Source organism: Streptomyces sp. NPDC060000 (genome assembly GCF_042737375.1).
Taxonomy (GTDB): Bacteria; Actinomycetota; Actinomycetes; order Streptomycetales; family Streptomycetaceae; genus Streptomyces.
Genome location: NZ_JBHWUU010000047.1, coordinates 50274 through 74581, shown reverse-complemented (window position 1 = coordinate 74581; position 24308 = coordinate 50274). Strand labels below are relative to the sequence as shown.

The following is a 24308-nucleotide window of genomic DNA, read 5'->3' as shown; positions in this document are numbered from 1 at the left end:
TCCGCCCCGGGGTGACCTGGGGGCTCCGCCCCCAGACCCCCGTTCGGCCCTGAACGGGCCTCGTCCTCAATCGCCGGACGGGCTGGATGGTCGGGGCGGGTCGGATGGCCCCGGTAGGCCGGAGGGCCCCGCAGGCCGGAGGGCCTGGACGGGGCGGAGGGCCCGGATGAGGCGGAGGGCCTGGATGGCCTCGGTAGGCCGGAGGACCCCGCTGGCCGGAAGTCTGGATGGGGCGGAGGGCCTGGATGACCTCGGTAGGCCGGAGGACCCCGCAGGCCGGAGGGCCCGGATGGGGCGGAGGGCCCGGATGGGGCGGAGGGCCTGGACGGCCTCGGTAGGCCGGAGGACCCCGCTGGCCGGAAGTCTGGATGGGGCGGTCGGGTTCGGGGACGCGGGCCCGAGGGGCCGGATGGATCGGTGGGGTCTGAAACGCGGGCCCGAGGGTCCGGATGGATCGGCAGGGTTGTGAAACGCGGCGAGGCGCCCGGGGAGCGGGCGCCTCGACACGGGTGATCCCTGGGGTCAGTCCTTGATCTCGCAGATCGCGGCGCCCGAGGTGATGGACGCGCCGACCTCCGCGGCCAGGCCCTTGATGGTGCCGGAGCGGTGCGCGTTCAGCGGCTGCTCCATCTTCATCGCTTCGAGGACGACGATCAGGTCGCCCTCCTTGACCTCCTGGCCCTCCTCGACGGCCACCTTGACGATGGTGCCCTGCATCGGGGAGGCGAGGGTGTCGCCGGAGGCCATGGGACCGGACTTCTTGGCCGCGCGGCGCTTGGGCTTGGCGCCCGCCGCGAGGCCCGTGCGGGCCAGGCTCATGCCGAGCGAGGACGGGAGGGAGACCTCCAGCCGCTTGCCGCCGACCTCGACGACGATCGTCTCGCGGTCGGTGTCGTCCTCGGCGTCCGTGTCGGCCGGAGCGGAGAAGGCCGGGATCTCGTTGACGAACTCGGTCTCGATCCAGCGGGTGTGGACCGTGAAGGGGGCGTCGGAGCCGGTGAGCTCCGGGGCGAACGCCGGGTCCCTGACCACCGCGCGGTGGAACGGGATGGCCGTGGCCATGCCCTCGACCTGGAACTCCTCCAGCGCGCGGGCCGCCCGCTGGAGCGCCTGCTCACGGGTGGCGCCGGTGATGATCAGCTTGGCGAGGAGCGAGTCCCACGCCGGGCCGATGACCGAGCCGGACTCGACGCCGGCGTCCAGGCGTACGCCCGGGCCGGACGGCGCGTCGAACGTGGTGACCGTGCCGGGGGCCGGCAGGAAGCCCCGGCCCGGGTCCTCGCCGTTGATACGGAACTCGAACGAGTGACCGCGCAGCTCCGGGTCGCCGTAGCCGAGCTCCTCGCCGTCGGCGATGCGGAACATCTCGCGCACCAGGTCGATGCCGGCGACCTCCTCGGTCACCGGGTGCTCGACCTGGAGACGGGTGTTGACCTCCAGGAAGGAGATCGTGCCGTCGACACCGACGAGGAACTCGACGGTGCCCGCGCCGACGTAGCCGGCCTCCTTCAGGATCGCCTTCGAGGACGCGTACAGCTCGGCGACCTGCGCCTCGGAGAGGAACGGCGCCGGAGCCTCCTCGACCAGCTTCTGGTGGCGGCGCTGGAGGGAGCAGTCACGGGTCGACACCACGACCACGTTGCCGTGGCTGTCGGCCAGGCACTGGGTCTCCACGTGCCGCGGCTTGTCCAGGTAGCGCTCGACGAAGCACTCGCCCCGGCCGAAGGCGGCGACCGCCTCACGGACGGCCGAGTCGTACAGCTCGGGGACCTCCTCGAGGGTGCGGGCGACCTTCAGACCGCGGCCGCCGCCACCGAAGGCGGCCTTGATCGCGATCGGCAGGCCGTGCTCCTCGGCGAAGGCGACGACCTCGTCGGCGCCGGAGACCGGGTCGGGCGTGCCGGCGACCAGGGGCGCGCCGGCCCGCTGGGCGATGTGCCGGGCGGCGACCTTGTCGCCGAGGTCGCGGATGGCCTGCGGGGGCGGGCCGATCCAGATCAGGCCCGCGTCCAGGACCGCCTGCGCGAAGTCGGCGTTCTCCGAGAGGAAGCCGTAGCCGGGATGAACGGCGTCGGCTTCGGACTCCCGCGCCGCGTTCAGCACCTTCTCGATGTCGAGATAGCTGGTCGCAGGAGTGTCACCGCCCAGGGCGAACGCCTCATCCGCTGCGCGGACATGCAGAGCGTCCCGGTCCGGGTCGGCATATACGGCCACGCTCGCGATACCGGCATCCCGGCACGCCCGGGCCACGCGGACTGCGATTTCGCCACGGTTGGCGATGAGCACCTTGCGCACGATTGAGGCTCCCTCCTTGAAACAAGCCGAGTTTAGGGACTGCCGACACGGCTGTACGACCCGTCCCCAAAGGTGAGCTTGCCCACACGGAGCGTGATGCCAGGCTCACTCGACCGCGAAATCCCTTGTAGTACCGCCGTACGCAGCACTCCTCCGGCAAACCCTAGCCCTCTGGTGTGGTCAAGGTCTCTGTGAAGGCGTGCTGCGGCACACTCCGTTTCTTTGTGGAGTCCCTACGAATGGCCCAATGATTCTTTGCCGCACGCAGAACCCTTGTCCCACCGTTTACCCGTTAGTAGCGTTCAGGGTGTCTCGAACGTACGTGAGGCGACAACACGCTTGCTCGGGTCGGGGTCGAAAGTGGGTGGGGACCGGTGGTGCGCAGACCGGTGGCGTGGATCGTGGCGGTCGTGCTCTTCGCGGAGGCGCTCGGCGTCGCCGCGCTGAACTGGTTCATGGGCGTCGTGGTGGACCGGCAGAACATGTCCCTCGCGGGCCTGGACCCGGACGTCATGTCGACGTCCTCGAAGATCGGCGGGATCCTCTTCGGCCTCTACTTCGCCCTGTGCGGCCTGGTGGCCCTGCTGGTGGCCCTGCGCGACCGCGCGCCCGCCGGGCTCGGCCGGGTGCTGCTGATCAGCGCCGCCGTCGTGCACGGCCTGCTGGGCGCCTTCGCGTGGGGCCTGCTGAGCTGGCCGCAGTTCCTGTTCATGGTGGTCGTGCTCGCCCTGATCGTGCTGCTCCTGATGACGTACGACGCCCAGGAGCGGCCCGCCGCCCGGCAGTCGGAGGGCAGCAAGGGCGACAGGGGCGGCCCTCCGGTCACGCCGGCGCCGGTCACGCCTCCGACGGCGCCCACAACTCCGTGATACCCACGCCCAGTTGCGCCAGCAGCCGCCGCACCAGGGGCAGGCTGATGCCGATGACGTTGCCGTGGTCGCCGTCGATTCCGTCGATGAACGGGGCCGAGCGGCCGTCGAGGGTGAACGCCCCGGCGACGTGGAGCGGTTCGCCCGAGGCGACGTACGCCGCGATCTCCTCGTCCGTCGGCTCGCCGAAGCGGACGACGGTGGAGGCGGTCGCGGAGGTGTAGCGCCCGCTGACGGTGTCGTAGACGCAGTGGCCGGTCTGGAGCGTCCCGGCCCGGCCGCGCATCGCCTTCCAGCGCGCCAGTGCCTCCACGGCGTCCGCGGGCTTGCCCAGGGCCTCGCCGTCCAGGTCGAGCACCGAGTCGCAGCCGATCACCAGGGCGCCCTTGACCTCGGGCCGCGCGGCCACGACGGAGGCCTTCGCCTCGGCGAGGGCGAGGGCCAGCTCGGCCGGGGTGGGGGCGGTCACGGCGTCCTCGTCCACACCGCTGACGATGACCTCGGGGGTCAGGCCCGCCTGGCGCAGCAGGTTCAGCCGGGCGGGGGACTGGGAGGCGAGGACGAGTCGGCGCATGTGGTCAGCCTAGCGGCGTGGCGCGGTCTACCTGATCCCCAGCACGATCATCGCTATCACCATGGCCAACGCGAGGAAGAGGCCGAGTCTCCGCAGGGTCTCCTGCATCTCGCGGAGTTCCTCGGGGGGTTCGTTCTCGGGGTCGGACCACAGCATGCCACCAGCGTGGGGCTCGGCAGGGGGCGCGCGCCTGAGTACCTGTACTCAAGTTGCGGGCCCGCAGTCGTTCACCGGATGTTCGGTTGTTCTTCGACTGCGGGCCTGGTGGGGGCTTGTCGCGCAGTTCCCCGCGCCCCCAAGAAAGCGGGTCGGCCGCCCTGCTTCGGGCGGGTGCGTGCGGGTTCCCGCGCCCCGGAAGAGGCGGGTCGGCTGCCCGGGCAGGGGAGCACGTGCGGGTCCCCGCGCCCCCCCTCGGCCGGCCAGTACCTGCGGGTCCCCGCGCTCCCTCAGCTCGGCCAGTAGGTGCGGGTCCAGGATGTCTGGCCCGGGTGGGGGAGCCGTTGGGCCGCGATGCGGGACGGGTCGGACCACGCGTCCCTCGGGGTTTCCGCGCCGGACGGTGTGGCTGCTGCCGCCGCGGCGCGGGCCCGGACCACCGCCAGGGCGGCGGCGAGCTCCTCGGGGGTCGGGTTGCCCCGTACGACCTTGATCGTCACAGCGGCTCCTTAGAGGGGGATGTTGCCGTGCTTCTTCGGGGGGAGGGATGCCCGCTTGGTGCGCAGTTGACGCAGGCCGCGCACGATGTGCCGACGGGTTTCGGACGGCATGATCACCGAGTCGACGTAGCCGCGCTCGGCCGCGACGTAGGGGTTGAGGAGCGCGTCCTCGTACTCCCGGATCAGCCGGGCGCGCACCGCCTCGGGATCCTCACCGCTCGCCGCCGCCTCCGCGATCGTGCGGCGGTGCAGGATGTTGACCGCGCCCTGGGCGCCCATCACGGCGATCTGGGCGGTCGGCCAGGCCAGGTTGATGTCCGCGCCCAGGTGCTTGGAGCCCATGACGTCGTAGGCGCCGCCGAAGGCCTTGCGGGTGATGACGGTGATCAGCGGGACCGTCGCCTCCGCGTAGGCGTAGATCAGCTTGGCGCCGCGGCGGATGATGCCGTCGTGCTCCTGGTCGACGCCGGGCAGGAAGCCGGGCACGTCCACGAAGGTGAGGACCGGGATGTTGAAGGCGTCGCAGGTGCGGACGAAGCGGGCCGCCTTCTCGGAGGCCGTGATGTCCAGACAGCCCGCGAACTGCATCGGCTGGTTGGCGACGATGCCGACCGGGTGGCCCTCGACCCGGCCGTAGCCGGTGAGGATGTTCGGCGCGAACAGTGCCTGCGTCTCGAAGAACTCGGCGTCGTCCAGGACGTGTTCGATCACCGTGTGCATGTCGTACGGCTGGTTCGCGCTGTCCGGCACGATCGTGTCCAGCTCCAGGTCCTCGTCGGTGACGGACAGGTCCGCCTCCTCCGGGAACACCGGGGCCTCGCTGAGGTTGTTGGACGGCAGGTACGACAGCAGCTGCTTGACGTACTCGATGGCGTCCTTCTCGTCGCCGGCCATGTGGTGCGCCACGCCCGACACCGAGTTGTGGGTGCGCGCGCCGCCCAGCTCCTCGAAGCCGACGTCCTCGCCGGTGACCGTCTTGATGACGTCCGGACCGGTGATGAACATGTGCGAGGTCTGGTCGACCATGACCGTGAAGTCGGTGATCGCGGGCGAGTACACCGCGCCGCCCGCGCACGGGCCGACGACCAGGCTGATCTGCGGGATCACACCGGACGCGTGCGTGTTGCGGCGGAAGATCTCGCCGTACGCGCCCAGTGAGGCCACGCCCTCCTGGATGCGGGCGCCGCCGGAGTCGTTGATGCCGATGACCGGGCAGCCGGTCTTCAGCGCGAAGTCCATGACCTTGACGATCTTCTGGCCGTAGACCTCTCCGAGGGCACCGCCGAAGACGGTGAAGTCCTGGGAGAAGACGGCGACCGGACGGCCGTCGACCGTGCCGTAACCGGTGACGACGCCGTCTCCGTACGGGCGGTTCTTGTCCAGGCCGAAGTTGGTGGAACGGTGCCGGGCGAACTCGTCCAACTCGACGAAGGAGCCTTCGTCGAGGAGCAGCTCGATCCGCTCACGGGCCGTCAGCTTGCCCTTGGCGTGCTGCTTCTCGACGGCACGTTCCGAACCGGCGTGCGTCGCTTCCTGGACGCGCCGCTGGAGATCCGCGAGCTTGCCCGCGGTGGTGTGGATGTCGATCCCTGGGATCTCGTGGCGCTCTTCCGGCTCGGACATCGGGATACGGCTCCCTGCCTGCTCAAAAGGGGGGACGGTTACTCATCCGTAGCGTAGTGGTGGCCCTGGGGATCGGCAGTGCGGCATTCGACACACCTAGGGTGGCTTGCATGACACCGCGAGATGCAGCAGACGCCGGCGGCGGCCGGTGGTCCGATCTGGACCGTCCGCCCCTCAACGCCCCTGCGCTGCGCCGGGCGCTGGTACGGGAGGGCGGGCTGTGGTCCGGGGTGGAGGTGGTGCAGAGCACCGGTTCCACCAACTCCGACCTGGTGGCGGCGGCGAGCGCGGGCAAGGCGGCCGAGGGCGCGGTCCTCGTCGCCGAGGAGCAGACATCGGGGCGCGGCCGGCTGGACCGCCGGTGGACGGCGCCCCCGCGCTCCGGGCTGTTCTTCTCCGTGCTGCTCACTCCGAGCGAGGTGCCGGTGGCCCGCTGGGGCTGGCTGCCGCTGCTCACCGGGGTCGCCGTGGCCACGGGTCTGTCCCGGGCGGCGGGCGTCGACACGGCACTCAAGTGGCCCAACGACCTCCTGGTGACCGTCGGGGGTGAGGAACGCAAGGCGGGCGGCATCCTCGCGGAGCGGGCCGGGCAGGAGGCGGTGGTCGTCGGGGTGGGCCTCAACGTCACCCTGCGGGCCGAGGAGCTTCCGGTGCCGCTGGCCGGGTCGCTGGCCCTGGCCGGCGCGCTGAGCACGGACCGGGACACGCTGCTGCGGGGCGTTCTGCGCTCGCTGGAGGAGTGGTACGGGCGCTGGCGGGAGGCCGGCGGCGACCCCGCGGCGAGCGGTCTCCAGGAGACGTACGCGGCCGGGTGCGCGACGCTGGGACGTACGGTGCGGGCCGAACTGCCGGGGGACCGGTCGATCGTCGGCGAGGCGGTCGCGGTCGACGGGGACGGACGGCTTGTGATCGCCACGGAGGAAGGGGTACAGGAGCCGGTGGGGGCGGGAGACATCGTGCACCTGAGGCCGGCGTGACGTGAACGCCGGGCCTCGTATCCCGGCTGGACGGAACGGAGTGAGCTGGCGCACACCTGCCGTAGAGTTGAGGCCGGTCGATACCTGACCGCGGAAGATCGGAAGGGCAGCAGGCGTGACCGTCGACGACACGGGCTCCGGCGCGGACGCGGACGGCCGGCGAAACCTGCCGGCCGCCGAATCCGGCGAGCCGGGCGACCCCGGTGAGGACCCGCATCCTCTCGCGCTGCGCCTCGAACAGCTCATCCTCGGCGCGGAGCGGCGCTACACCCCGTTCCAGGCCGCCCGCAGCGCGGGTGTCTCCATGGAGCTGGCCTCGCGTTTCTGGCGGGCCATGGGCTTCGCCGACATCGGGCAGGCCAGGGCGCTCACCGAGGCCGACGTCCTCGCCCTGCGGCGCCTGGCGGGCCTTGTGGAGGCGGGGCTGCTGAGCGAGGCGATGGCGGTGCAGGTGGCGCGGTCCACCGGGCAGACCACCGCCCGGCTGGCGGAATGGCAGATCGACTCCTTCCTGGAGGGCCTCACCGAGCCGCCCGAGCCGGGGATGACCCGTACCGAGGTCACCTATCCCATCGTCGAGCTGCTGCTGCCCGAGTTGGAGGAGTTCCTCGTCTACGTCTGGCGCCGGCAACTCGCCGCCTCGGCGGGCCGGGTCGTCCAGGCCGCCGACGACGAGGAGATGGTCGACCGGCGGCTGGCCGTCGCCTTCGCGGACCTCGTCGGCTTCACGCGGCTGACCCGGCGGATGGAGGAGGAGGAACTCGGCGAACTCGTCGAGGCCTTCGAGACGACCGCCGCCGACCTGGTCGCCGCCCGGGGCGGACGCCTGATCAAGACGCTCGGTGACGAGGTGCTGTACGCGGCCGACGACGCGGGCATCGCCGCCGACATCGCGCTGCTCCTCGTCGAGACGATGAGCAACGACGAGACGATGCCCGAACTGCGCGTCGGCATGGCGTTCGGCACGGTCACCACCCGGATGGGCGATGTCTTCGGTACGACGGTCAACCTGGCCTCGCGGCTGACGTCGATAGCTCCCAGGGACGCCGTCCTCGTCGACAGCGCCTTCGCCGAGGAGCTCATCCGCACCGGCGACGCCCCGGCCTCGGAGGCGGAGGCGGCGGAGGAGGCCGCCGCCGCGGAGAAGGAGGGCGAGGAGCCGTCGAAGTACCGCTTCGCGCTCCAGCCCATGTGGCAGCGCCCGGTGCGCGGTCTCGGCGTGGTCGAACCCTGGTTGCTGACGCGCCGCAACGGCGTCGACGGTTAGGCCGCCCCGACGGCACTGCGTCGACGGCTAGAGCTTCGGTACGGCGGCACCCAGCGGGTCCACACAGAGGCCGATGACGGGGACGCAGACGCCCGGCCGGCGCGGGTCGGTGGGCTTCTCCGGCGTGGGCGTGGGCGCGGGTGCGGCCGGCGTCGGGGCGGGTGCGGGTGCCGGGGGCGGCGTGGGCCGCGGGGCGGCGGTCGCCGAGGGCGCCGGGGCCCGGGGTGTGGGCACGGCCGGGGTGTAGGTGGCCCCCGGCGTGAGGGCGACGGACGTCGGTGCGCCGGGGACGCCCGGGACCAGGCCGGACTCGGGTGCTGCCGGGGCGGGACTCGCTCCGCCCATCGCGCTGGGAGCGGTGGGGCTGGGCACGGCGGTTGAGCCGCGTCCGGCCGGTCCGGCCGAGCGGCCGGCGTCGGAAGCGGCGTCGGCACCGCTGTCGGCACCGGTGTCGGTCTCCGTGCTCGCGACGGGTTCGGGCTGGGGCTCGGCCTCCGCGGTGCCGAGACCACTGGCGCCGCCCGGGTCGGGGGTCAGCCGGACGAGGCTCAGCACCCCGGCGGCCAGCGCGAGGCCGCCCGCGGCGAACAGCACCTTGCGGGGGCGTGGGCGGCGGTGCCGGCCACGCGGGCGCGGCGCCCACAGCCCGCCGGTCTCCTCGGCAGCCGTCCCGTCCAGAACTGCCGTCTCGTACGGCCCGGTCCACGTGCTCACCGGCGTGCTCGTCATCGCGTTCCTCCCCGATGCGGTCGCGCCCCCGACGCGCCGGGGCGGACGCACGATATGCGCTCCCATGGGCGGTGCGGGGGGAGTTGGGCGGCATGTCACCCGAACGGGTTGGCGGGACTGCGTCACGGGGCTGGATCACGTGGCCGCGGGGAACCGGGTCCGCTCTTCCGTCTCCGGGCGCCGACTGAGATGATCGGCCGAGCGTTGTTAACCCGCGTTAACCGGAGGGTGTCGTGAGCGGTGTCGGGAGCGGTGTCATGGGTGAGGAGCGGTTCGGGGAGTTCGTCCTCGTACGGCGGCACGGTGAGGGCGGGCACGTCGCCGAACTGGTCCTCGACCGGCCGAAGGCCATGAACGCCGTCTCCACCGACATGGCCCGGGCGATCGCCGGGGCGTGCGCCGCACTGGGCGGGGACCGGGACGTACGGGTGGTCGTGCTGACCTCGACGCACGAGCGGGCGTTCTGCGTCGGCGCCGACCTCAAGGAGCGGAACTCCCTCAGTGACGCCGAACTGCTGCGGCAGCGGCCGCTCACGCGCGGTGCGTACACCGGGGTGCTGGAACTGCCGATGCCCACGGTCGCGGCGGTGCACGGCTTCGCGCTGGGCGGTGGCTTCGAACTGGCGCTGGCGTGCGATGTGATCGTGGCCGACCCCACGGCCGTGGTCGGGCTGCCGGAGGTGTCGGTGGGCGTGATCCCCGGCGGTGGCGGCACCCAGCTGCTGCCGCGCCGGGTCGGGGCGGCCCGGGCGGCCGAGCTGGTCTTCACGGCGCGCCGGGTGGAGGCGGCCGAGGCGCGGGAACTGGGTCTGGTGGACGTCCTGGTGGAGGACGGGCGGGACCGGGAGGAGGCGCTGGCGCTGGCCGGGCGGATCGGCGGCAACTCACCGGTGGGGCTGCGGGCGGCGAAGCGGGCGCTGCGCCTGGGGCAGGGGCTGGACCTGCGGGCCGGGCTCGAGGTCGAGGACGCGGCCTGGCGGTCGGTGGCCTTCTCCGGGGATCGGGCGGAGGGGGTGGCGGCCTTCAACGAGAAGCGCAAGCCGCAGTGGCCAGGTGAGTGAGGAGAGAGCTCGTCACTCGCGGTGGCCCTCCGGTGTCCCCTTTCGGGCTGAATGTCCCTAGCCTGGGGAGATGGGTGAGGACAGACGCCTGGTGGCCGTGGTGGCGCTCGCGCAGGGGATGGCGGCCGCGCACACCCCCCGTGAGTCGTGGCGCGCCGCGGCCCTCGGGGCCTGCCGGGCGCTGTCCGGAGGTTTCGCGGCGCTCTCGGTGTGGGAGCGGGACCTCGGGCGGCTGCGGGTCCTGGCGAACGTGGGGGACCGGGCCGCCGACGAGGACGAGTTTCCCGAGGCCGAGGCCTATCCGGTGCACCGGTTCCCCGAGATCACCGAGTTCCTGCACGAGCGCTGGGTGGCCGGCGGTGAGCCCAACGCCTGGGTGGAGACGGCCCAGGGCCCGGCCGCCGGCCGCCCCGGCTACTGCCATCAGCGGGTCGCCGCGCTGCGTCGCCGGGGCCGCGGTTCCTGTGTGGTCGCGCCGATCGTGCTGCACGGCCGTGCCTGGGGCGAGCTGTACGTCGCCCGGTCCGCCGGCAGGCCCGTCTTCGACCGTGCCGACGCCGACTTCGCCACCGTCCTCGCCGCCGTCGTCGCCGCCGGGCTCGCCCAGACCGAGCGGTTGGAGGAGGCCCGCCGCCTCGCCTTCACCGACGCCCTCACCGGTCTGGCCAACCGGCGGGCCGTGGACGTACGGCTGGAGGAGGCGGTGGAGCGGCATCGCGTGGAGGGGACCGTCGTCAGCCTCGTGGTGTGCGACCTCAACGGGCTGAAGCGGGTCAACGACACCTGCGGGCACGCCGTCGGCGACCGGCTGCTGGAGCGGTTCGGGTCGGTGCTGTCGCTGTGCGGGGCCATGCTGCCCGGGGCGCTGGCCGCCCGGCTCGGCGGTGACGAGTTCTGTCTGCTGGCCGTCGGACCGCCCGCCGACGACGTCGTCAAGGTCGCCGGCGAGCTCTGCCGCCGGGCCGGTGACCTGGAGCTGGGCGAGGGTGTGGCCTGCGGGGTCGCCTCCACCCAGGACCCCATCGGGCCCGTGACCTCCGCCCGCCGGCTGTTCCGGCTGGCCGACGCCGCCCAGTACCGGGCCAAGGCCGTACGGGCCGCCCGGCCGGTGGTCGCCGGCCGGGCGGGCCCCGACGATCCCGTCGTGCGCCTCGCCGACGAGCCGCCCCACGAGCGGACCGCCGAGCGGCGGCGGTTCAGGGGGCGGGGCTGAGGGGGCGGGGTATGAGGGGGTCGTCGCCGAGGGCGGCCTTCGGGAGTGTGACCTATTCGGTAAGGGGTGAACCCGGTACCCACTGGTGACATCCTGGTCTTCACTGCGTACGCTCCTGAATATGGATATGCACACTGTGGTGGTGGGGACGTCCGGCGTGACCGCGTCCGACGTGCTTGCCGTGGCGCGCGACGGCGCCCGGATCGAGCTCTCCGCGGAGGCGGTGGCGGCCCTCGCCGCGGCCCGCGGGATCGTGGACGCGCTGGCGGCGAAGCCCGAGCCCGTCTACGGCGTCTCCACCGGTTTCGGCGCCCTCGCCACCCGGCACATCAGCCCGGAGCTGCGTGCCCAGCTCCAGCGCAACATCGTCCGCTCGCACGCCGCCGGCATGGGCCCGCGGGTCGAGCGCGAGGTCGTCCGGGCGCTGATGTTCCTGCGGCTGAAGACCGTCTGCTCCGGACACACCGGCGTCCGGCCCGAGGTCGCGCAGACCATGGCCGACATCCTGAACGCCGGCATCACCCCGGTCGTCCACGAGTACGGCTCGCTGGGCTGCTCCGGCGACCTGGCCCCGCTCTCGCACTGCGCCCTCACGCTCATGGGCGAGGGCGACGCGGAGGGCCCGGACGGCGCCGTCGGGCCCGCCGGCGCGCTGCTCGCCGAGCACGGCATCACCCCGGTCGAGCTGCGCGAGAAGGAGGGTCTCGCGCTCCTCAACGGCACCGACGGCATGCTCGGCATGCTGGTCATGGCCCTCGCCGACCTGGACATGCTCTACAAGTCCGCCGACGTCACGGCCGCGCTCAGCCTCGAGGCGCTGCTCGGCACCGACCGGGTCCTCGCCCCCGAGCTGCACGCCATCCGCCCGCACCCGGGGCAGGGCGCCTCGGCCGCCAACATGCTGGCCGTGCTGGCGGGTTCGGAACTCACCGGCCACCACCAGGACGACGCGCCCCGGGTCCAGGACGCCTACTCGGTGCGCTGCGCCCCGCAGGTCGCCGGCGCCGGCCGCGACACCATGGCGCACGCCCGGCTCGTCGCCGAGCGCGAGCTGGCCTCCGCCGTCGACAACCCGGTGGTGCTGCCGGACGGGCGGGTGGAGTCCAACGGCAACTTCCACGGGGCGCCGGTCGCCTACGTCCTGGACTTCCTCGCCATCGCCGTCGCCGACCTCGCCTCCATCGCAGAGCGGCGCACCGACCGGCTGCTGGACAAGAACCGCAGCCACGGCCTCCCGCCGTTCCTCGCGGACGACGCCGGCGTCGACTCCGGGCTGATGATCGCCCAGTACACGCAGGCCGCCCTGGTCAGCGAGCTGAAGCGGCTGGCCGTGCCGGCGTCGGCCGACTCGATCCCGTCCTCCGCGATGCAGGAGGATCATGTGTCGATGGGCTGGTCCGCGGCCCGCAAGCTGCGCACCGCCGCCGACAACCTCACGCGCGTGATCGCCGTCGAGCTGTACGCCGCCACGCGCGGTGTGGAACTGCGCGAGGGGCTGACCCCGGCGCCGGCGAGCCGGGCGGTCATCGAGGCCGTGCGCAGGGCGGGCGTGCGGGGTCCCGGCCCGGACCGCTTCCTCGCGCCCGACCTCGCGGCGGCGGACGCCTTCGTGCGCGACGGAAAGCTCGTCGCCGCGGTGGAGACGGTCACTGGACCGCTGCGGTAGAGCGACGGGGCCCCGCCGCACGGATGTGACGGCAGGGCCCCTACGCGTCGCGCGGACCGGTCGGTGGGCCGACGTGGGTCAGCGACCGGCGGGCCGGTGGCCCGCCGGGTCAGCGGGTCACTTCAGTTTGGCGACCTGCGCGTCGAGCACGGCCGCCGGGACGCCGCCCATCTCGCCGCCCTTCGCCATCGCGGCGAAGTTCACCGTGTAGAACGTGGCGACTGTGTTGCCCTTGCGCACGACCGCGGTGTGGAAGGTCGCCGTGCCCTCGCCGTCCATGTCGACGTCCGAGGCGAACGCCACCGTCTCGTCACCCTTCGCGGCGCCCTTCTCGGCGGCGGTCCTGGTGACCTTGGTGGTCTCGCCGTCGCCCGTCAGGCCGTACCCGCCGGCACAGGCCGTCACGCCGTCGGACACCGCCTTCATGGCCTTCTCGGCGCCGTCACCCGCGTACGAGGAGAGACCCACGTACGTCATGTCGATGTCGAAGGCGTCCGCGAGGTCCGTCGGCTGCGCGGTGGCGGCCGAGGCCTTGTCCTCCGAGACGGAGTTGCTGGCGTTCGCGTCCGTGTCGCCCGGGGCGAGACCGGCGGTGGCCCAGGCGAGCGGGTCGCACGCCGGCTTGTCGGTCTTCACCCGGGACTTGGAGGCCGGCAGGGTGTCGTCACCCGAGGCGACCTTGTAGCCCTTGAGTTCGCCCTGTGCGAGCAGCAGCTTCTCCAGCTCGGCGGTGGTGAGCGGCTTCGCGGCCGGAGCCGACGAGGAAGAGGCGGCGGACGAGGGCGAGGAAGCCCTGGAGTCGGCGGTGTCCTTCGATCCCTCGTCCGAACACGCGGTGAGGAGGGAGAGCGACAGCGCGCCCATCGCGGCAGTGGCGCACAGCCGCGCCCCCGGTGATCTCTTCATGAGCGAACTATGAAGAACTTGTCAAAGGACAGTCAAGTTAATTCAAAAACCCAGACGTTCCCGGCGAACGGAATACACCACGAAGCCCGCACCCACGGCGAGCAGCGTGGTCCCGCCGACGACGTACGGGGTCGTGTCGAAGCTTCCGGTGTCGGCGAGCCGGGTGCCGTCGTCGGCCGTGGTCTCGGCCATCGACTCGGCCATCGACTCGGCCGTCGTCCCGGCCGCGCCGTCGGCCCGGATGTCGGCCGTGGTCGTCGACGCGACCCGGGTCTGGGTCATGACCTGGGTCGTCGTGCCCGTTCTGGCCGGGGTGTCCTGGGACGCGTTCGCGGACGGGACGAACCACAGGGCGCCCAGCAGGGTCCCCGCGGCGGTGGCGGTCAGCAACGAACGTCGAGCGGATGACACGGAATATCTATCCCCTTGTGGCGCTGGCGAATTGGCCGTGTGGTCCGATGCTAATGAAAGTCACGGGTCGCGGGAAAGTTACGGGAGCTGTGAGCCGTACGCTCCGGCCATGAGCACTGAAGAGACATCACGTTTTGTACGGCTTCGGGTGGAGATTCTCCTCGAGGTGCACGACGAGGACGCCGTCACACAGGCGGCGCTGCGGCGGCTCGCCGACGACGCGGAGGTCCCGGACGCGGAGCGCGCGCACACCGAGGGCGCTGTGACGGAAGACACCGCGGAGGCCCTCGCCTACCTCGTCGACCCGTTCGACCTGGTCGGTGAGGTGCCGGGGGTGGAGCTCCAGCAGGCCTCCTGGTCCAGCGAGCGGGTCGACCACGACCCGGATTCGCCGGAGTGGGACTTCGACGAGGATGATGTCGACGAGGATGACGAGGCGGACGGCGAAGAGAGCCGCATCGGCTGAGCGTTCAGGGAAACTCGTGTACCCCGGACGGCAACCGCCGACCGGGGTCTCGTCGTCTCAGCAGACGCACGAACCGACACCCGCACCATCCGCACGCCGCGAACGTGGCGTGCCCCACACCTTCGGGACTGTGGAACGGGACGACCCGGTCGTAGCGTTGATGTTCCTGACGGGGACTCTCTGGGTTCTGGCAATCGGCGACGATGGAGAAGCGTGTGATGACGGACAGTAGGCGGCGCCGGGGTCTGATGACGGCGTCCGCACTGCTCGGCGGTGTTCTGGTGCTCTCTGCGTGTTCCGGCGGCGACAGCAGCGCCTCCGACGGCGGAGGCAGCTCCTCGCAGGCCAAGGCCGACGAGGCGGCGGCCAAGAAGTCCTCAGAGGCCCAGATCAAGATCACACCCGCGGACGGGTCCGACAACGCCTCCATCAACAACTCCGCGGCCGTCACGGTGAGCAAGGGCACGCTCACCGCGGTGACGATGACCACCGCCGAGGGCGCCGCCGTCAAGGGCGCGCTCTCCGCTGACAGGACGAGCTGGAAGCCGGACGCCCAGCTGGAGCGCTCCACCACGTACAAGGTGGCGGCCGAGGCGAAGGACTCGAGTGGTCTCGTGGCGCACGAGAACGCCTCGTTCACCACGGTCTCCCCGGACAACAGCTTCATAGGCAACTTCACGCCGGACGACGGCTCGACCGTCGGCGTGGGCATGCCCGTGTCGATCAACTTCAACAAGGAGATCACCAACAAGGCGGCCGTCCAGAAGGGCGTCACGGTCACCTCCACCAGCGGTCAGGAGGTCGTCTGCCACTGGTTCTCCACCCAGCGCATGGACTGCCGCCCCGAGGACTACTGGAAGGAGAACTCCACCGTCACGCTGAAGCTCGCGCTCGACGGTGTGGAGGGCGCCAACGGTGTCTTCGGCGTCCAGCAGAAGACCGTCACCTTCAAGATCGGCCGCAACCAGGTCTCCGTCGTCGACGCGAAGACCAAGCAGATGAAGATCACGCACAACGGCGCGGTCATCAAGACCATCCCGATCTCCGCCGGTTCGCCCGACAACACCACGTACGAAGGCCAGATGGTGATGTCGGAGAAGTTCAAGGAGACGCGCATGAACGGCGCGACCGTGGGCTTCACCGATGACGACGGCAAGGGCGAGTACGACATCAAGGACGTGCCGCACGCCATCCGCCTCACCAACTCCGGCACCTTCGTGCACGGCAACTACTGGGGCGCGAAGTCCGTCTTCGGCTCGGTGAACACCAGCCACGGCTGCGTGGGCCTGTCCGACACCAAGGGCGCCAACGACACCGGCACGGCGGGCTACTGGTTCTACACCAACTCGATCATCGGCGACGTCGTGGTCGTGAAGAACACCGGTGACAAGACCGTGGCCCCGGACAACGGCCTCAACGGCTGGAACATGGACTGGGCGCAGTGGAAGGCGGGTTCGGCCGTCTGAGGCCGTTCCTGACGGTATGTCGGACTGATGGCGTATCGGCCTGACGGTATGCCGGCCTGACGGCCGATCCGACAGTTCCCGCACAGCTCTCCGGTGCCGCCCCCAGGGGCGGCACCGGTGTTTCCGAGACCGATCACAGCCTTCTCATCGTTCTCTTATTTGGGCCTTATCCCATCATCACGCGCGGTACCTACCGTGCGGCCATGTTCTTCACCTACCTGAGGCGCGAACTGCGCCGCCGTAGAAAAGCGGCCCTCGTCGTCGCCTCCGGGCTCGCGCTGGGCATCGCGCTGGTCATCGTGGTCACCGCCGTGTCCTCCGGCATGGGGAAGGCCCAGGACAAGGTCCTCCAGTCCCTGTACGGCCTCGGTACGGACATGACGGTCACCAAGGCCGCCTCGCCCACCGCGAGCGCCTCGGACCGGCCGCGCTTCCAGTTCGACGCGCAGGACAACGACTCCGACGCGGAGCAGAGCACCGACCGCGTCATGGTGCAGGGCTTCCAGACCCTGTCGACCGCGACCGTCACCAAGGTCGCCAAGCAGGGCGGTGTCTCCGACGCGGTCGGCGGACTCAGCCTCCAGGTCCTCAAGGTCAACGGCCAGTTCACCCGCGGCCAGTTCCAGCAGGACGGCAACGCGGGCGGCGGCGGCCAGCAGGGCGGCGGCGCCGGTGGCACCGGCGGCGGCAACAGCGGCGGCACCGGCCAGCCGCAGGGCGAAGTGCGGGGCGGCGGTGCCAACTTCGACGTCAACAGCTACTCCGTCTACGGCACCGACGTCACCGAGCCCGCGCTCGGCCCGCTGACCTCCTCGACCCTCACCAGCGGCCGTACCTTCAAGACCTCCGAGAGCAACGGCAAGGTCGCCGTCCTCGACTCGGCGTACGCCAAGGAGAAGTCGCTCAAGGTCGGCTCCACGCTCACCATCAGCAGCGTCAAGTTCTCGGTGATCGGCATCGCCACGGCCGACAGCGGTGACGCCGCCGCCAACGTCTACATCCCGCTGACCCAGGCCCAGACCCTCAGCGACTCGAAGAACAAGGTCACGACGATCTACGTCAAGGCGACCGACTCCCAGAAGATCGACAGCGTCAAGTCGACGATCCAGAAGAACGTCTCGGGCACCACGGTGACGACCTCCGCCGACCTCGCGGACACCGTCTCCGGCTCCCTCTCCACGGCCTCCTCGCTCGCCACCAACGTCGGCAAGTGGCTGTCCATCGCGGTCCTGATCGCCGCCTTCCTGGTCGCCGGTCTGCTCACCTCCTCGGCGGTCTCCCGCCGCGTCCGTGAGTTCGGCACGCTGAAGGCGCTGGGCTGGAAGTCCGGCCGGGTCACCCGGCAGGTCGTCGGTGAGGCCATGGTCAACGGTCTGCTGGGCGGTGCGCTCGGCATCGGGCTGGGCCTGGCCGGCGCGTACCTCGTGACCGCGATCAGCCCGACGCTCCAGGCCCAGCTGGGCGGCGGGGGCGGCGGGGGCCAGGGCGGTCCCGGCGGTGGCGGAGGCTTCGGCGGCCCCGGCCGCCAGGCGGCGGCCAAGACCCTCGACGTGGCGCTGACCGCGCCGGTGAGCGTCACGACGGTGGCCATCGCGGTGGGTCTCGCCGTGGCCGGCGGCCTGATCGCGGGAGCGTTCGGCGGCTGGCGCGCCTCACGGCTGCGACCGGCGGACGCGCTGCGCCGCGTCGAGTAGCCGGACCGTCCCCCACCCTCATACGCACCCCAGGAGTTGTTGTCCCCATGTACGAACTCAGAGGCGTCACCAAGCGCTACACCCGGGGCAAGGACACGGTCCACGCCCTGGACGGCGTCGATCTGACCATCCCGGACGGCGACCGGCTCGTCATCCAGGGCCCCACCGGCGGCGGCAAGTCCACGCTGCTCCAGATGATCGGCGCGCTCGACCGGCCCACCGAGGGCGAGATCGTCCTCGACGGCGTCGACCTGGCCAAGCTCTCCGAGGCCAGGCTGACGAAGGTACGCAGCGAGAACATCGGCTTCGTCTTCCAGTCCTTCAACCTCATCCCGACGCTCAACGCGCAGGAGAACGTCGAGACCGCCCTCGTCCCGCTCGGCGTGAAGGTCAAGGAGCGGCGCGAACGGGCCGCCGAGGCGCTGAGGTCCGTGGGCCTCGGAGAGCGCCTCGGACACCTGCCCTCCGAGATGTCCGGCGGCCAGCAGCAGCGCGTCGCGATAGCCCGCGCACTGGTGAAGCAGCCGAAGGTGCTGCTCGCCGACGAACCCACCGGCAACCTCGACGAGAGCATGCGCGACGAGATCATGGACGTGCTGTACACCATGTGGGAGGAGCACGGGCTGACCTTCATCATGGTCACCCACGACTCGGCGATCGCGAAGAAGGCTCCGCGCCTGGCGACGATCCGCAAGGGCAGGATCACGGTGAAGGAGAACGCCGCGTCGAAGTGAGCGCGCCCGGGTGTGCCCGTGCATGTCCGGATGTGCCCAGGTGCATCCGTGTGTGGAGCCGGGTCCTGCCTGTCCCGACGGGTGCCCGGTGACCACGCTGCGGCCCGGCCCCGGGCGGACCGGGCCGCCGGTTCGCTGAGCGCTGAGCGAACGCCTGCCGGAAGACGAGCCTCCGGCGGGCCGTTCGTGCTTGCGTGGCCTCATGACGGCACCCGAGACAGCCACGCCCGCCACGTCCCGCACCACGGTCGAGTACATCCGGTACCGCATCCCGCAGGAGCGGTCCGCGGAGTTCCTGGCCGCGTACACCCGGGCCGCGCGGGAACTCGCGGCCTCCCCGCACTGCGTCGACTACGAACTCGCCCGCTGCGAGGAGGACTTCGGCCACTTCGTCCTGCGGATCACCTGGACGTCGACCGAAGACCACCTCGAGGGCTTCCGCACCTCCGACCTGTTCCCCGCCTTCCTCGCGGAGATCCGGCCGTACGTCGGGGACATCGACGAGATGCGGCACTACAAGGCCACCTCGGTACGCGGGGCGGGCTCCGCCGTGCCCACGCTGTACGAGTGGGCGGGCGGGGCGGAGGCCTTCGCCCGGCTCACGGAGGCCTTCTACACCAAGGTGCTCCAGGACGACCTGCTCGCGCCGGTCTTCGCCGGTCTCGCCCCCGAGCACGCCGAGCATGTCGCGCTCTGGCTCGCGGAGGTCTTCGGCGGGCCGGGGAGCTACTCGGCGACCCAGGGGGGCCACAGCCACATGGTGGCCAAGCACTTCGGGCGGGACATCACCGAGCCCCAGCGCCGCCGCTGGGTCAACCTCATCCAGGACGCCGCCGACGAGGCGGGTCTGCCGGCCGACGCCGAGTTCCGGTCGGCGTTCCTCGCCTATGTGGAGTGGGGCACCCGGCTCGCCGTCCACTTCTCCGGCCCGGACGCCAAGCCACCGGCCGAGCAGCCCGTGCCGCAGTGGGGCTGGGGCGCGGCTCCGCCGTACCGGGGCTGACCACCGGAGCCCGGCCCTTTGGGGAGGTTCGGGGGCGCCGGCGCAGGGGACGCCGAAGCGACGGAGGGGCGGGTCTCAGACGGACGGTGTCTGTGAGCCGTTTCCCGCCCGCGTCGCGTCCGCGCCCCAGCTCGCCAGCAACCGCAACGCCTCCGCCGAGGCCGACCCCGGCTCCGCGTGGTACGTCACCAGCGTCTGTTCCAAGTCGCCGATCAACCGGAACCCCTCGAAGCGCAGGGAGAGTTCACCGACCAGTGGATGCCTCAGCAGTTTCACGCCGTGGCTCTTCTCCTTGACGTCGTGGGTCGCCCACAGCCGCCGGAAGTCCTCGCTCTTCACCGACAGCTCGCCCACCAGCGCGGAGAGCCGCGGGTCGTCGGGAAAGCAGCCCGCGTCCATGCGCAGGGCGCAGACGATGTCGATCGCCTTCTGCTCCCAGTCCACGAAGAGGTCCCGGTACGCGGGGCGCAGGAAGACCAGCCGCGCCCAGTTGCGCTCCGCCACCGGCAGCTCCGCCCAGTCGCCGAAGAGCGCCGCCGCCATCCGGTTCCAGCCCAGGATCTCCGAGCGCCGCCCGACCAGGTACGCCGGCACCGAGTCCATCGTGTCCAGCAGCTGCCGCAGCGCGGACCGGACCTGCTGGGGCGGCCCGTTCTGCTTCTTCTTGTGCTTCGGCTTCGCCAGGTGGGTCAGATGCGCGTGCTCGGCGTCGGAGAGCCGCAGCGCCCTGGCGATCGAGTCCAGCACCTCCGCCGACACGTTCCGTCCGTTGCCCTGCTCCAGGCGCGTGTAGTACGCCACGGACACACCGGCCAGCTGAGCCAGCTCCTCGCGCCGCAGCCCCGGCACCCTGCGGTGCCGCCCGAAGTCCGGCAGGCCCACGTCCTCCGGCTTCAGCCTGGCCCGCCGGGTACGCAGAAACTCGCTGAGCTCGGCACGCCGGTCCAGGGAGGCGCCGGGCGGTTCGGGGCGTTCGTCCATGCCGTCCAGTATTCACCGTCGTACGCACAGGATCCTGACCCCGCCAGTGGTAGGCACAGCAGACGTACGTCGAAGCGTGGCCTGGGTGAATCCCGTGCGACGGGGCAGGCTGGTCGTCGTACCGGCCCACAGGCAGGCCGGAACACCGACCCTCGCTAGGAGATCCCCCCGCATGACCACCGTAGCCGCGTACGCAGCGCCCGCCGCCAAGGCTCCGCTGGAGCGCACGACGATCGAACGCCGCCAGGTGCGCGAGTCCGACGTCCTGATCGACATCGAGTTCGCCGGAATCTGTCACTCGGACATCCACCAGGCCAGGGAGGGCTGGGGCGAGGCGATCTTCCCGATGGTGCCCGGCCACGAGATCGCGGGCGTCGTCTCCGAGGTCGGCTCCGGCGTCACCAGGTTCGCCGTCGGCGACCGCGTGGGCGTCGGCTGTCTCGTCGACTCCTGCCGCGAGTGCGACAACTGCGAGGCGGGCCTCGAGCAGTACTGCACCGGCGGCAGCGTCGGCACGTACAACGCCGTCGGCAAGGACGGCGAGCCCACCTACGGCGGCTACTCGCAGAAGATCGTCGTCGACGAGAACTACGTCGTGCGCATCCCCGAGGGCCTCAAGCTCGACGAGGCCGCGCCCCTGCTCTGCGCCGGCATCACCACGTACTCCCCGCTCAAGCACTGGAACGCCGGTCCCGGCAAGAAGGTCGCGATCCTCGGCATGGGCGGCCTCGGCCACATGGGCGTCAAGATCGCGCACGCCCTCGGCGCCGAGGTGACCGTGCTGTCCCAGTCGCTGCGCAAGAAGGACGACGGCCTGAAGCTGGGCGCCGACCACTACTACGCCACCAGCGACGAGAAGACCTTCGAGGAGCTGCGCGGAACCTTCGACCTCATCCTCTCCACGGTCTCCGCCCCGCTGAACCTGGACGCCTACCTGTCCCTCCTGAAGACGGACGGCGCCTTCGTGAACGTCGGCGCGCCCGAGGAGCCCGTCGCGCTCAACCTGTTCTCGGTGATCGGCGGCCGCAAGACCCTCGCCGGCTCCGGCATCGGCGGCATCCAGGAGACCCAGGAGATGCTGGACTTCTGCGCCGAGCACGGCTTCGGCGCCGAGATCGAGCTGATCAGCGCCGACCAGATAAACGAGGCGTACGAGCGGGTGCTGGCCAGCGACGTCCGCTACCGCTTCGTGATCGACGCGTCCACGATCTGACGGACCTGGTGACGGTCCCGGCGTCCCGCTGATCACGAGAGGGGCCCCGGCGAATCCTTGGGTTCCAGCCCGCCGGGGCCCTTCCTCGTCGCTGAACGGCCGGGCGGGCGCCCAGGGGCCGGGCCCCGTCGGTCTCTCCCCAGCAGCCACAGCAGTTACGGCCTGCCCACCAGCGCGGTCAGCGCGCAGACCGGGGTCTCCAGCGGCGGCAGCAGTGTGCGGGCGGCCGGGTCCGCGCCGACCAGGGTTCAGGTGACCGGGAACGCCTCGTCGTCGCCGTAGGACCGTACGAGGACTCCGCCGCCGGGGGCCGGACGCACGGAATGGGCCCGCCCGAGCCCGGCCACGCGCGCGCGACCCTCGCCTGCCTCGCCCCCGACCTCCACCAGCGTGTTCTCGTCGATGGCCACCCCGTGTGCGAGCCGTCCGGCCGCCACGACCGCGGCCAGCCGCCCCAACGTCCCCCACTGGGCGGCATGGTTGTCCACCCCGAACGGCACGAGCCCCAGCCCGGGCCGGACGTCGATCTCCTCGAGGTCCTCGGCGCTGTCCGGCGGACATACGGGGACCCCGCCGACCAGCCACCCCCCGACCACCGCCTCCCGCGCCGCGATCGCCGCCCCCGCGGAGAACCCGGCGTAGGGAATGCCGCGACGGGAGAGCGCGGAGGGCAGAGCGGGCAGGGAGGAAGGCCCCCCGCCGAACGCCTCCTGATACGCGGGCGTCAGCCCACCGCAGACGATCACCCCGTCCACGTCCTCGGGGACCGCCTCGGCGTCCACCCGCTCCCCGATCGGCACGAGCAACGGCAGGGGAGTGCAGTCCCCTGCCTTTCGCAACGCGATGTCGTAACGCGCGAACTGCTCGGCTCCGTTCCCCTCGTCGACGATCACACAGAGGATGCGGGGCACCGAACCGGACCGCAGGCCGGGCCCGACCCCGGACGGGGAGCCGGACTCGGTCCCGGACACGGACGCGGTCTCGGACTCGGCGGACTCCGCCTCGGGCACGGCCCTGGAGCCGGACTCGGCTCCGGATGCCGATGTGGACGCCGCCGACGCTGCCGATGCGGACGCCGCTGACGCGGCGCGCAGAAACGGTCCGTAGACGACGTCGGCGACCGCCTCGTCCCACCCGCCACCGATCAGGAACACGGCGCCGCCACCGCCATCGCAACCGCTCTCCGTACCGTTCGTATCGTTCATGCTGTTTGTACCGCTGCTCACGCGCGTTTCCCCCTGGACTCATGGACGACTCGGGCAAGTGACTCACGAAGGGCGGCCGGGCGGCCGGTGTGCGCTTCAGACATCGGCCTGGAGCCCCTTGAGACCGTCGTAGGCGGCCATCAGGATGTCCAGTCCCCGGGTGTCCTTCGCGGGTTCCCGCATCTGATTGGTCACGTACGCCACCACCGTGCGGCCCTCGGGTTCGATCATGACCGTCGAGCCGCCCCAGCCGCCCCACCCGTAGGTGCCGCCGAACCTCCCGTACCCCAGGCCCCAGCTGATCGGCATGCCCAGGACACGGTCCTCACCGCTGAACTGCTCCTCCCAGGCGCGGTCACAGCCCGCCCGCGACAGCAGCCGCACCCCACGCACCGAACCCCCGCAGGCCATCGCCGACTGGACGAGGGCGATCGAGCGGGCGTTGCCGAAGCCGCTCGCCGCCGGGATCTGCGCCCGGCGCCAGGCCACGCTGTTGCCGTCGCGGAGCCGGATCGCGGTCGGGGCGGTGGCCGAAGCCGGGGCGGCCCTGGCCGTGTCGCCGGCCGCCGAGCCCGCGACGTAGTCCTCGTCCCGGGACGGCGGCGGGACCGTCGGAGCCACTCGGTGATCGTGCCCGGCCGGCAGCCCCATGTGGAAGTCCGCGCCCAGCGGTCCGGCGATCTCGTCGGCGAAGAACTCACCCGGGCTCCGGCCGGTGATCCGGCGCACGACCTCGCCCACGAGGAATCCCTGGGTGAGCGAGTGGTACCCGGCCGCGGTGCCCGGCTCCCACTGCGGGGCCTGCGCGGCCAGCCGGGCCGTCGCGGCCGGCCAGTCGTAGATCTCCGCCACCGGGCCGTCCCAGTCGGGCAGACCCGCGGTGTGCGAGAGCAGGTGCCGTACCAGCACCGCCTCCTTGCCCGCCGCGGCGAACTCCGGCCAGTACCGGGCAACCGGCGCGTCCAGTTCGAGTTCGTCCCGGTCGGCCAGCACCAGCGCGCAGAGCGCCGTCATCGTCTTCGTGACGGACCAGACGTTGGCGATCGTGTCCCGCTGCCACGGGACTTCGCGCGCCGCGTCGGCGAACCCGCCCCAGACGTCCACCACCGGCTCACCGTCCACGAAGACGGCCACCGAGCCGCCCAGGTCTCCGCCGTCCAGTTGCGCGGCCAGTGCGGTGGGCACGGCGGTGAACAGACCGTCGTACGAGCCCCGAATGTCAGCCATGCCCGCCATTCAGCCCCCACCGAACCACCCGTGGCAACCGAAATTCGTCCCGCGGGTGCCGTCCGGCCGCGT

At 71.7% G+C, this 24308-nt stretch carries 23 protein-coding genes; 12 read left to right on the top strand and 11 right to left on the bottom strand.

The window, feature by feature from the left end; genetic code table 11:
- Positions 1-522: 522 nt before the first annotated feature.
- Positions 523-2295, bottom strand: coding sequence for an acetyl/propionyl/methylcrotonyl-CoA carboxylase subunit alpha (locus ACFWBB_RS24245; RefSeq protein WP_385276170.1), 1773 nt, complete (start codon positions 2293-2295; stop codon positions 523-525).
- A gap of 374 nt (positions 2296-2669) precedes the next feature.
- Here ACFWBB_RS24245 and ACFWBB_RS24240 point away from each other — a divergent pair, with 374 nt between their 5' ends.
- Positions 2670-3164: a hypothetical protein gene (locus ACFWBB_RS24240; RefSeq protein WP_385276167.1), complete on the top strand. Its 495-nt coding sequence runs from the start codon at positions 2670-2672 to the stop codon at positions 3162-3164.
- Here the strand turns inward: ACFWBB_RS24240 and ACFWBB_RS24235 are convergent.
- From ACFWBB_RS24235 to ACFWBB_RS24220, 4 genes are all read right to left on the bottom strand, one after another.
- A complete protein-coding gene (locus tag ACFWBB_RS24235) occupies positions 3133-3738 on the bottom strand; it encodes a Maf family protein (protein ID WP_385276164.1) in 606 nt (201 codons plus the stop codon). The genes ACFWBB_RS24240 and ACFWBB_RS24235 overlap by 32 nt on opposite strands.
- Positions 3739-3765: 27 nt before the next feature.
- Positions 3766-3894 (bottom strand): morphogenic membrane protein MmpB, encoded by a 129-nt coding sequence (gene mmpB / locus ACFWBB_RS24230; RefSeq protein WP_328480041.1) that lies wholly within the window; start codon positions 3892-3894, stop codon positions 3766-3768.
- A 290-nt stretch (positions 3895-4184) separates the two neighbouring features.
- A complete protein-coding gene (locus ACFWBB_RS24225) occupies positions 4185-4394 on the bottom strand; it encodes an acyl-CoA carboxylase epsilon subunit (RefSeq protein ID WP_385276159.1) in 210 nt (69 codons plus the stop codon).
- 9 nt (positions 4395-4403) lie between these two features.
- A complete protein-coding gene (locus ACFWBB_RS24220; RefSeq protein WP_385276156.1) occupies positions 4404-6017 on the bottom strand; it encodes an acyl-CoA carboxylase subunit beta in 1614 nt (537 codons plus the stop codon).
- A gap of 110 nt (positions 6018-6127) precedes the next feature.
- On the opposite strand from ACFWBB_RS24220, the gene ACFWBB_RS24215 reads away from it, so the two are divergent.
- Both ACFWBB_RS24215 and ACFWBB_RS24210 read left to right on the top strand, forming a co-directional pair.
- Positions 6128-6994: a biotin--[acetyl-CoA-carboxylase] ligase gene (locus ACFWBB_RS24215; RefSeq protein WP_385276153.1), complete on the top strand. Its 867-nt coding sequence runs from the start codon at positions 6128-6130 to the stop codon at positions 6992-6994.
- A 115-nt stretch (positions 6995-7109) separates the two neighbouring features.
- Positions 7110-8261: an adenylate/guanylate cyclase domain-containing protein gene (locus tag ACFWBB_RS24210; RefSeq protein WP_385276150.1), complete on the top strand. Its 1152-nt coding sequence runs from the start codon at positions 7110-7112 to the stop codon at positions 8259-8261.
- Positions 8262-8288: 27 nt separating this feature from the next.
- Here the strand turns inward: ACFWBB_RS24210 and ACFWBB_RS24205 are convergent, their stop codons facing one another.
- Complete coding sequence (locus tag ACFWBB_RS24205) at positions 8289-8990, bottom strand: hypothetical protein (RefSeq protein WP_385276147.1); 702 nt, start codon at positions 8988-8990, stop codon at positions 8289-8291.
- Between the two features lie 257 nt (positions 8991-9247).
- On the opposite strand from ACFWBB_RS24205, the gene ACFWBB_RS24200 reads away from it, so the two are divergent.
- From ACFWBB_RS24200 to hutH, 3 genes are all read left to right on the top strand, one after another.
- Positions 9248-10051: an enoyl-CoA hydratase/isomerase family protein gene (locus tag ACFWBB_RS24200; protein WP_385276182.1), complete on the top strand. Its 804-nt coding sequence runs from the start codon at positions 9248-9250 to the stop codon at positions 10049-10051.
- 70 nt (positions 10052-10121) lie between these two features.
- A complete protein-coding gene (locus ACFWBB_RS24195) occupies positions 10122-11264 on the top strand; it encodes a diguanylate cyclase domain-containing protein (RefSeq protein WP_385276144.1) in 1143 nt (380 codons plus the stop codon).
- Positions 11265-11391: 127 nt separating this feature from the next.
- Complete coding sequence (gene hutH / locus ACFWBB_RS24190; RefSeq protein WP_385276179.1) at positions 11392-12930, top strand: histidine ammonia-lyase; 1539 nt, start codon at positions 11392-11394, stop codon at positions 12928-12930.
- A 117-nt stretch (positions 12931-13047) separates the two neighbouring features.
- On the opposite strand, the gene ACFWBB_RS24185 is transcribed toward hutH, so the two are convergent.
- Together ACFWBB_RS24185 and ACFWBB_RS24180 are read right to left on the bottom strand one after the other, a co-directional pair.
- On the bottom strand, positions 13048-13836 hold the full coding sequence (locus ACFWBB_RS24185; protein ID WP_385276141.1) for a hypothetical protein: 789 nt from the start codon (positions 13834-13836) through the stop codon (positions 13048-13050).
- A gap of 42 nt (positions 13837-13878) precedes the next feature.
- On the bottom strand, positions 13879-14247 hold the full coding sequence (locus tag ACFWBB_RS24180; RefSeq protein WP_385276138.1) for an LAETG motif-containing sortase-dependent surface protein: 369 nt from the start codon (positions 14245-14247) through the stop codon (positions 13879-13881).
- A 109-nt stretch (positions 14248-14356) separates the two neighbouring features.
- On the opposite strand from ACFWBB_RS24180, the gene ACFWBB_RS24175 reads away from it, so the two are divergent.
- The 5 genes from ACFWBB_RS24175 (at position 14357) to ACFWBB_RS24155 (ending at position 19610) form a co-directional block, all read left to right on the top strand.
- Positions 14357-14713, top strand: coding sequence for a hypothetical protein (locus ACFWBB_RS24175; RefSeq protein WP_385276135.1), 357 nt, complete (start codon positions 14357-14359; stop codon positions 14711-14713).
- Between the two features lie 203 nt (positions 14714-14916).
- Positions 14917-16179 carry an Ig-like domain-containing protein gene (locus ACFWBB_RS24170; protein WP_385276132.1) on the top strand — a complete coding sequence of 421 codons (1263 nt, stop codon included), beginning with the start codon at positions 14917-14919 and terminating at the stop codon, positions 16177-16179.
- A gap of 203 nt (positions 16180-16382) precedes the next feature.
- The gene (locus ACFWBB_RS24165; RefSeq protein WP_385276129.1) at positions 16383-17873 is read left to right on the top strand and encodes an ABC transporter permease; all 1491 of its coding nucleotides are present in this window, start codon (positions 16383-16385) and stop codon (positions 17871-17873) included.
- Positions 17874-17920: 47 nt separating this feature from the next.
- Positions 17921-18607 carry an ABC transporter ATP-binding protein gene (locus tag ACFWBB_RS24160; protein WP_385276126.1) on the top strand — a complete coding sequence of 229 codons (687 nt, stop codon included), beginning with the start codon at positions 17921-17923 and terminating at the stop codon, positions 18605-18607.
- A gap of 202 nt (positions 18608-18809) precedes the next feature.
- Positions 18810-19610 (top strand): group II truncated hemoglobin, encoded by an 801-nt coding sequence (locus ACFWBB_RS24155; RefSeq protein ID WP_385276123.1) that lies wholly within the window; start codon positions 18810-18812, stop codon positions 19608-19610.
- Between the two features lie 75 nt (positions 19611-19685).
- Here the strand turns inward: ACFWBB_RS24155 and ACFWBB_RS24150 are convergent, their stop codons facing one another.
- On the bottom strand, positions 19686-20591 hold the full coding sequence (locus tag ACFWBB_RS24150; protein WP_385276120.1) for a helix-turn-helix domain-containing protein: 906 nt from the start codon (positions 20589-20591) through the stop codon (positions 19686-19688).
- A gap of 172 nt (positions 20592-20763) precedes the next feature.
- Between ACFWBB_RS24150 and ACFWBB_RS24145 the strand changes: the two genes are divergently transcribed.
- Positions 20764-21804 carry an NAD(P)-dependent alcohol dehydrogenase gene (locus ACFWBB_RS24145; RefSeq protein ID WP_385276117.1) on the top strand — a complete coding sequence of 347 codons (1041 nt, stop codon included), beginning with the start codon at positions 20764-20766 and terminating at the stop codon, positions 21802-21804.
- A 248-nt stretch (positions 21805-22052) separates the two neighbouring features.
- On the opposite strand, the gene ACFWBB_RS24140 is transcribed toward ACFWBB_RS24145, so the two are convergent.
- Together ACFWBB_RS24140 and ACFWBB_RS24135 are read right to left on the bottom strand one after the other, a co-directional pair.
- Positions 22053-23009, bottom strand: coding sequence for a hypothetical protein (locus tag ACFWBB_RS24140; protein ID WP_385276114.1), 957 nt, complete (start codon positions 23007-23009; stop codon positions 22053-22055).
- A 96-nt stretch (positions 23010-23105) separates the two neighbouring features.
- On the bottom strand, positions 23106-24236 hold the full coding sequence (locus ACFWBB_RS24135; RefSeq protein WP_385276111.1) for a serine hydrolase domain-containing protein: 1131 nt from the start codon (positions 24234-24236) through the stop codon (positions 23106-23108).
- Positions 24237-24308: the final 72 nt, after the last annotated feature.

Bases quoted from the DNA above. Each gene is read 5' to 3' on its own strand.
- ACFWBB_RS24215 (WP_385276153.1), top strand. From the start codon at position 6,128: ATGACACCGCGAGATGCAGCAGACGCCGGCGGCGGCCGGTGGTCCGAT.
- ACFWBB_RS24145 (WP_385276117.1), top strand. From the start codon at position 20,764: ATGACCACCGTAGCCGCGTACGCAGCGCCCGCCGCCAAGGCTCCGCTG.
- ACFWBB_RS24185 (WP_385276141.1), bottom strand. From the start codon at position 13,836: ATGAAGAGATCACCGGGGGCGCGGCTGTGCGCCACTGCCGCGATGGGC.
- ACFWBB_RS24175 (WP_385276135.1), top strand. From the start codon at position 14,357: ATGAGCACTGAAGAGACATCACGTTTTGTACGGCTTCGGGTGGAGATT.
- ACFWBB_RS24165 (WP_385276129.1), top strand. From the start codon at position 16,383: ATGTTCTTCACCTACCTGAGGCGCGAACTGCGCCGCCGTAGAAAAGCG.
- ACFWBB_RS24220 (WP_385276156.1), bottom strand. From the start codon at position 6,017: ATGTCCGAGCCGGAAGAGCGCCACGAGATCCCAGGGATCGACATCCAC.
- ACFWBB_RS24170 (WP_385276132.1), top strand. From the start codon at position 14,917: ATGGAGAAGCGTGTGATGACGGACAGTAGGCGGCGCCGGGGTCTGATG.
- mmpB (WP_328480041.1), bottom strand. From the start codon at position 3,894: ATGCTGTGGTCCGACCCCGAGAACGAACCCCCCGAGGAACTCCGCGAG.
- ACFWBB_RS24235 (WP_385276164.1), bottom strand. From the start codon at position 3,738: ATGCGCCGACTCGTCCTCGCCTCCCAGTCCCCCGCCCGGCTGAACCTG.
- ACFWBB_RS24150 (WP_385276120.1), bottom strand. From the start codon at position 20,591: ATGGACGAACGCCCCGAACCGCCCGGCGCCTCCCTGGACCGGCGTGCC.
- hutH (WP_385276179.1), top strand. From the start codon at position 11,392: ATGCACACTGTGGTGGTGGGGACGTCCGGCGTGACCGCGTCCGACGTG.
- ACFWBB_RS24195 (WP_385276144.1), top strand. From the start codon at position 10,122: ATGGGTGAGGACAGACGCCTGGTGGCCGTGGTGGCGCTCGCGCAGGGG.
- ACFWBB_RS24135 (WP_385276111.1), bottom strand. From the start codon at position 24,236: ATGGCTGACATTCGGGGCTCGTACGACGGTCTGTTCACCGCCGTGCCC.
- ACFWBB_RS24200 (WP_385276182.1), top strand. From the start codon at position 9,248: ATGGGTGAGGAGCGGTTCGGGGAGTTCGTCCTCGTACGGCGGCACGGT.
- ACFWBB_RS24160 (WP_385276126.1), top strand. From the start codon at position 17,921: ATGTACGAACTCAGAGGCGTCACCAAGCGCTACACCCGGGGCAAGGAC.
- ACFWBB_RS24140 (WP_385276114.1), bottom strand. From the start codon at position 23,009: ATGAACGATACGAACGGTACGGAGAGCGGTTGCGATGGCGGTGGCGGC.
- ACFWBB_RS24205 (WP_385276147.1), bottom strand. From the start codon at position 8,990: ATGACGAGCACGCCGGTGAGCACGTGGACCGGGCCGTACGAGACGGCA.
- ACFWBB_RS24155 (WP_385276123.1), top strand. From the start codon at position 18,810: ATGACGGCACCCGAGACAGCCACGCCCGCCACGTCCCGCACCACGGTC.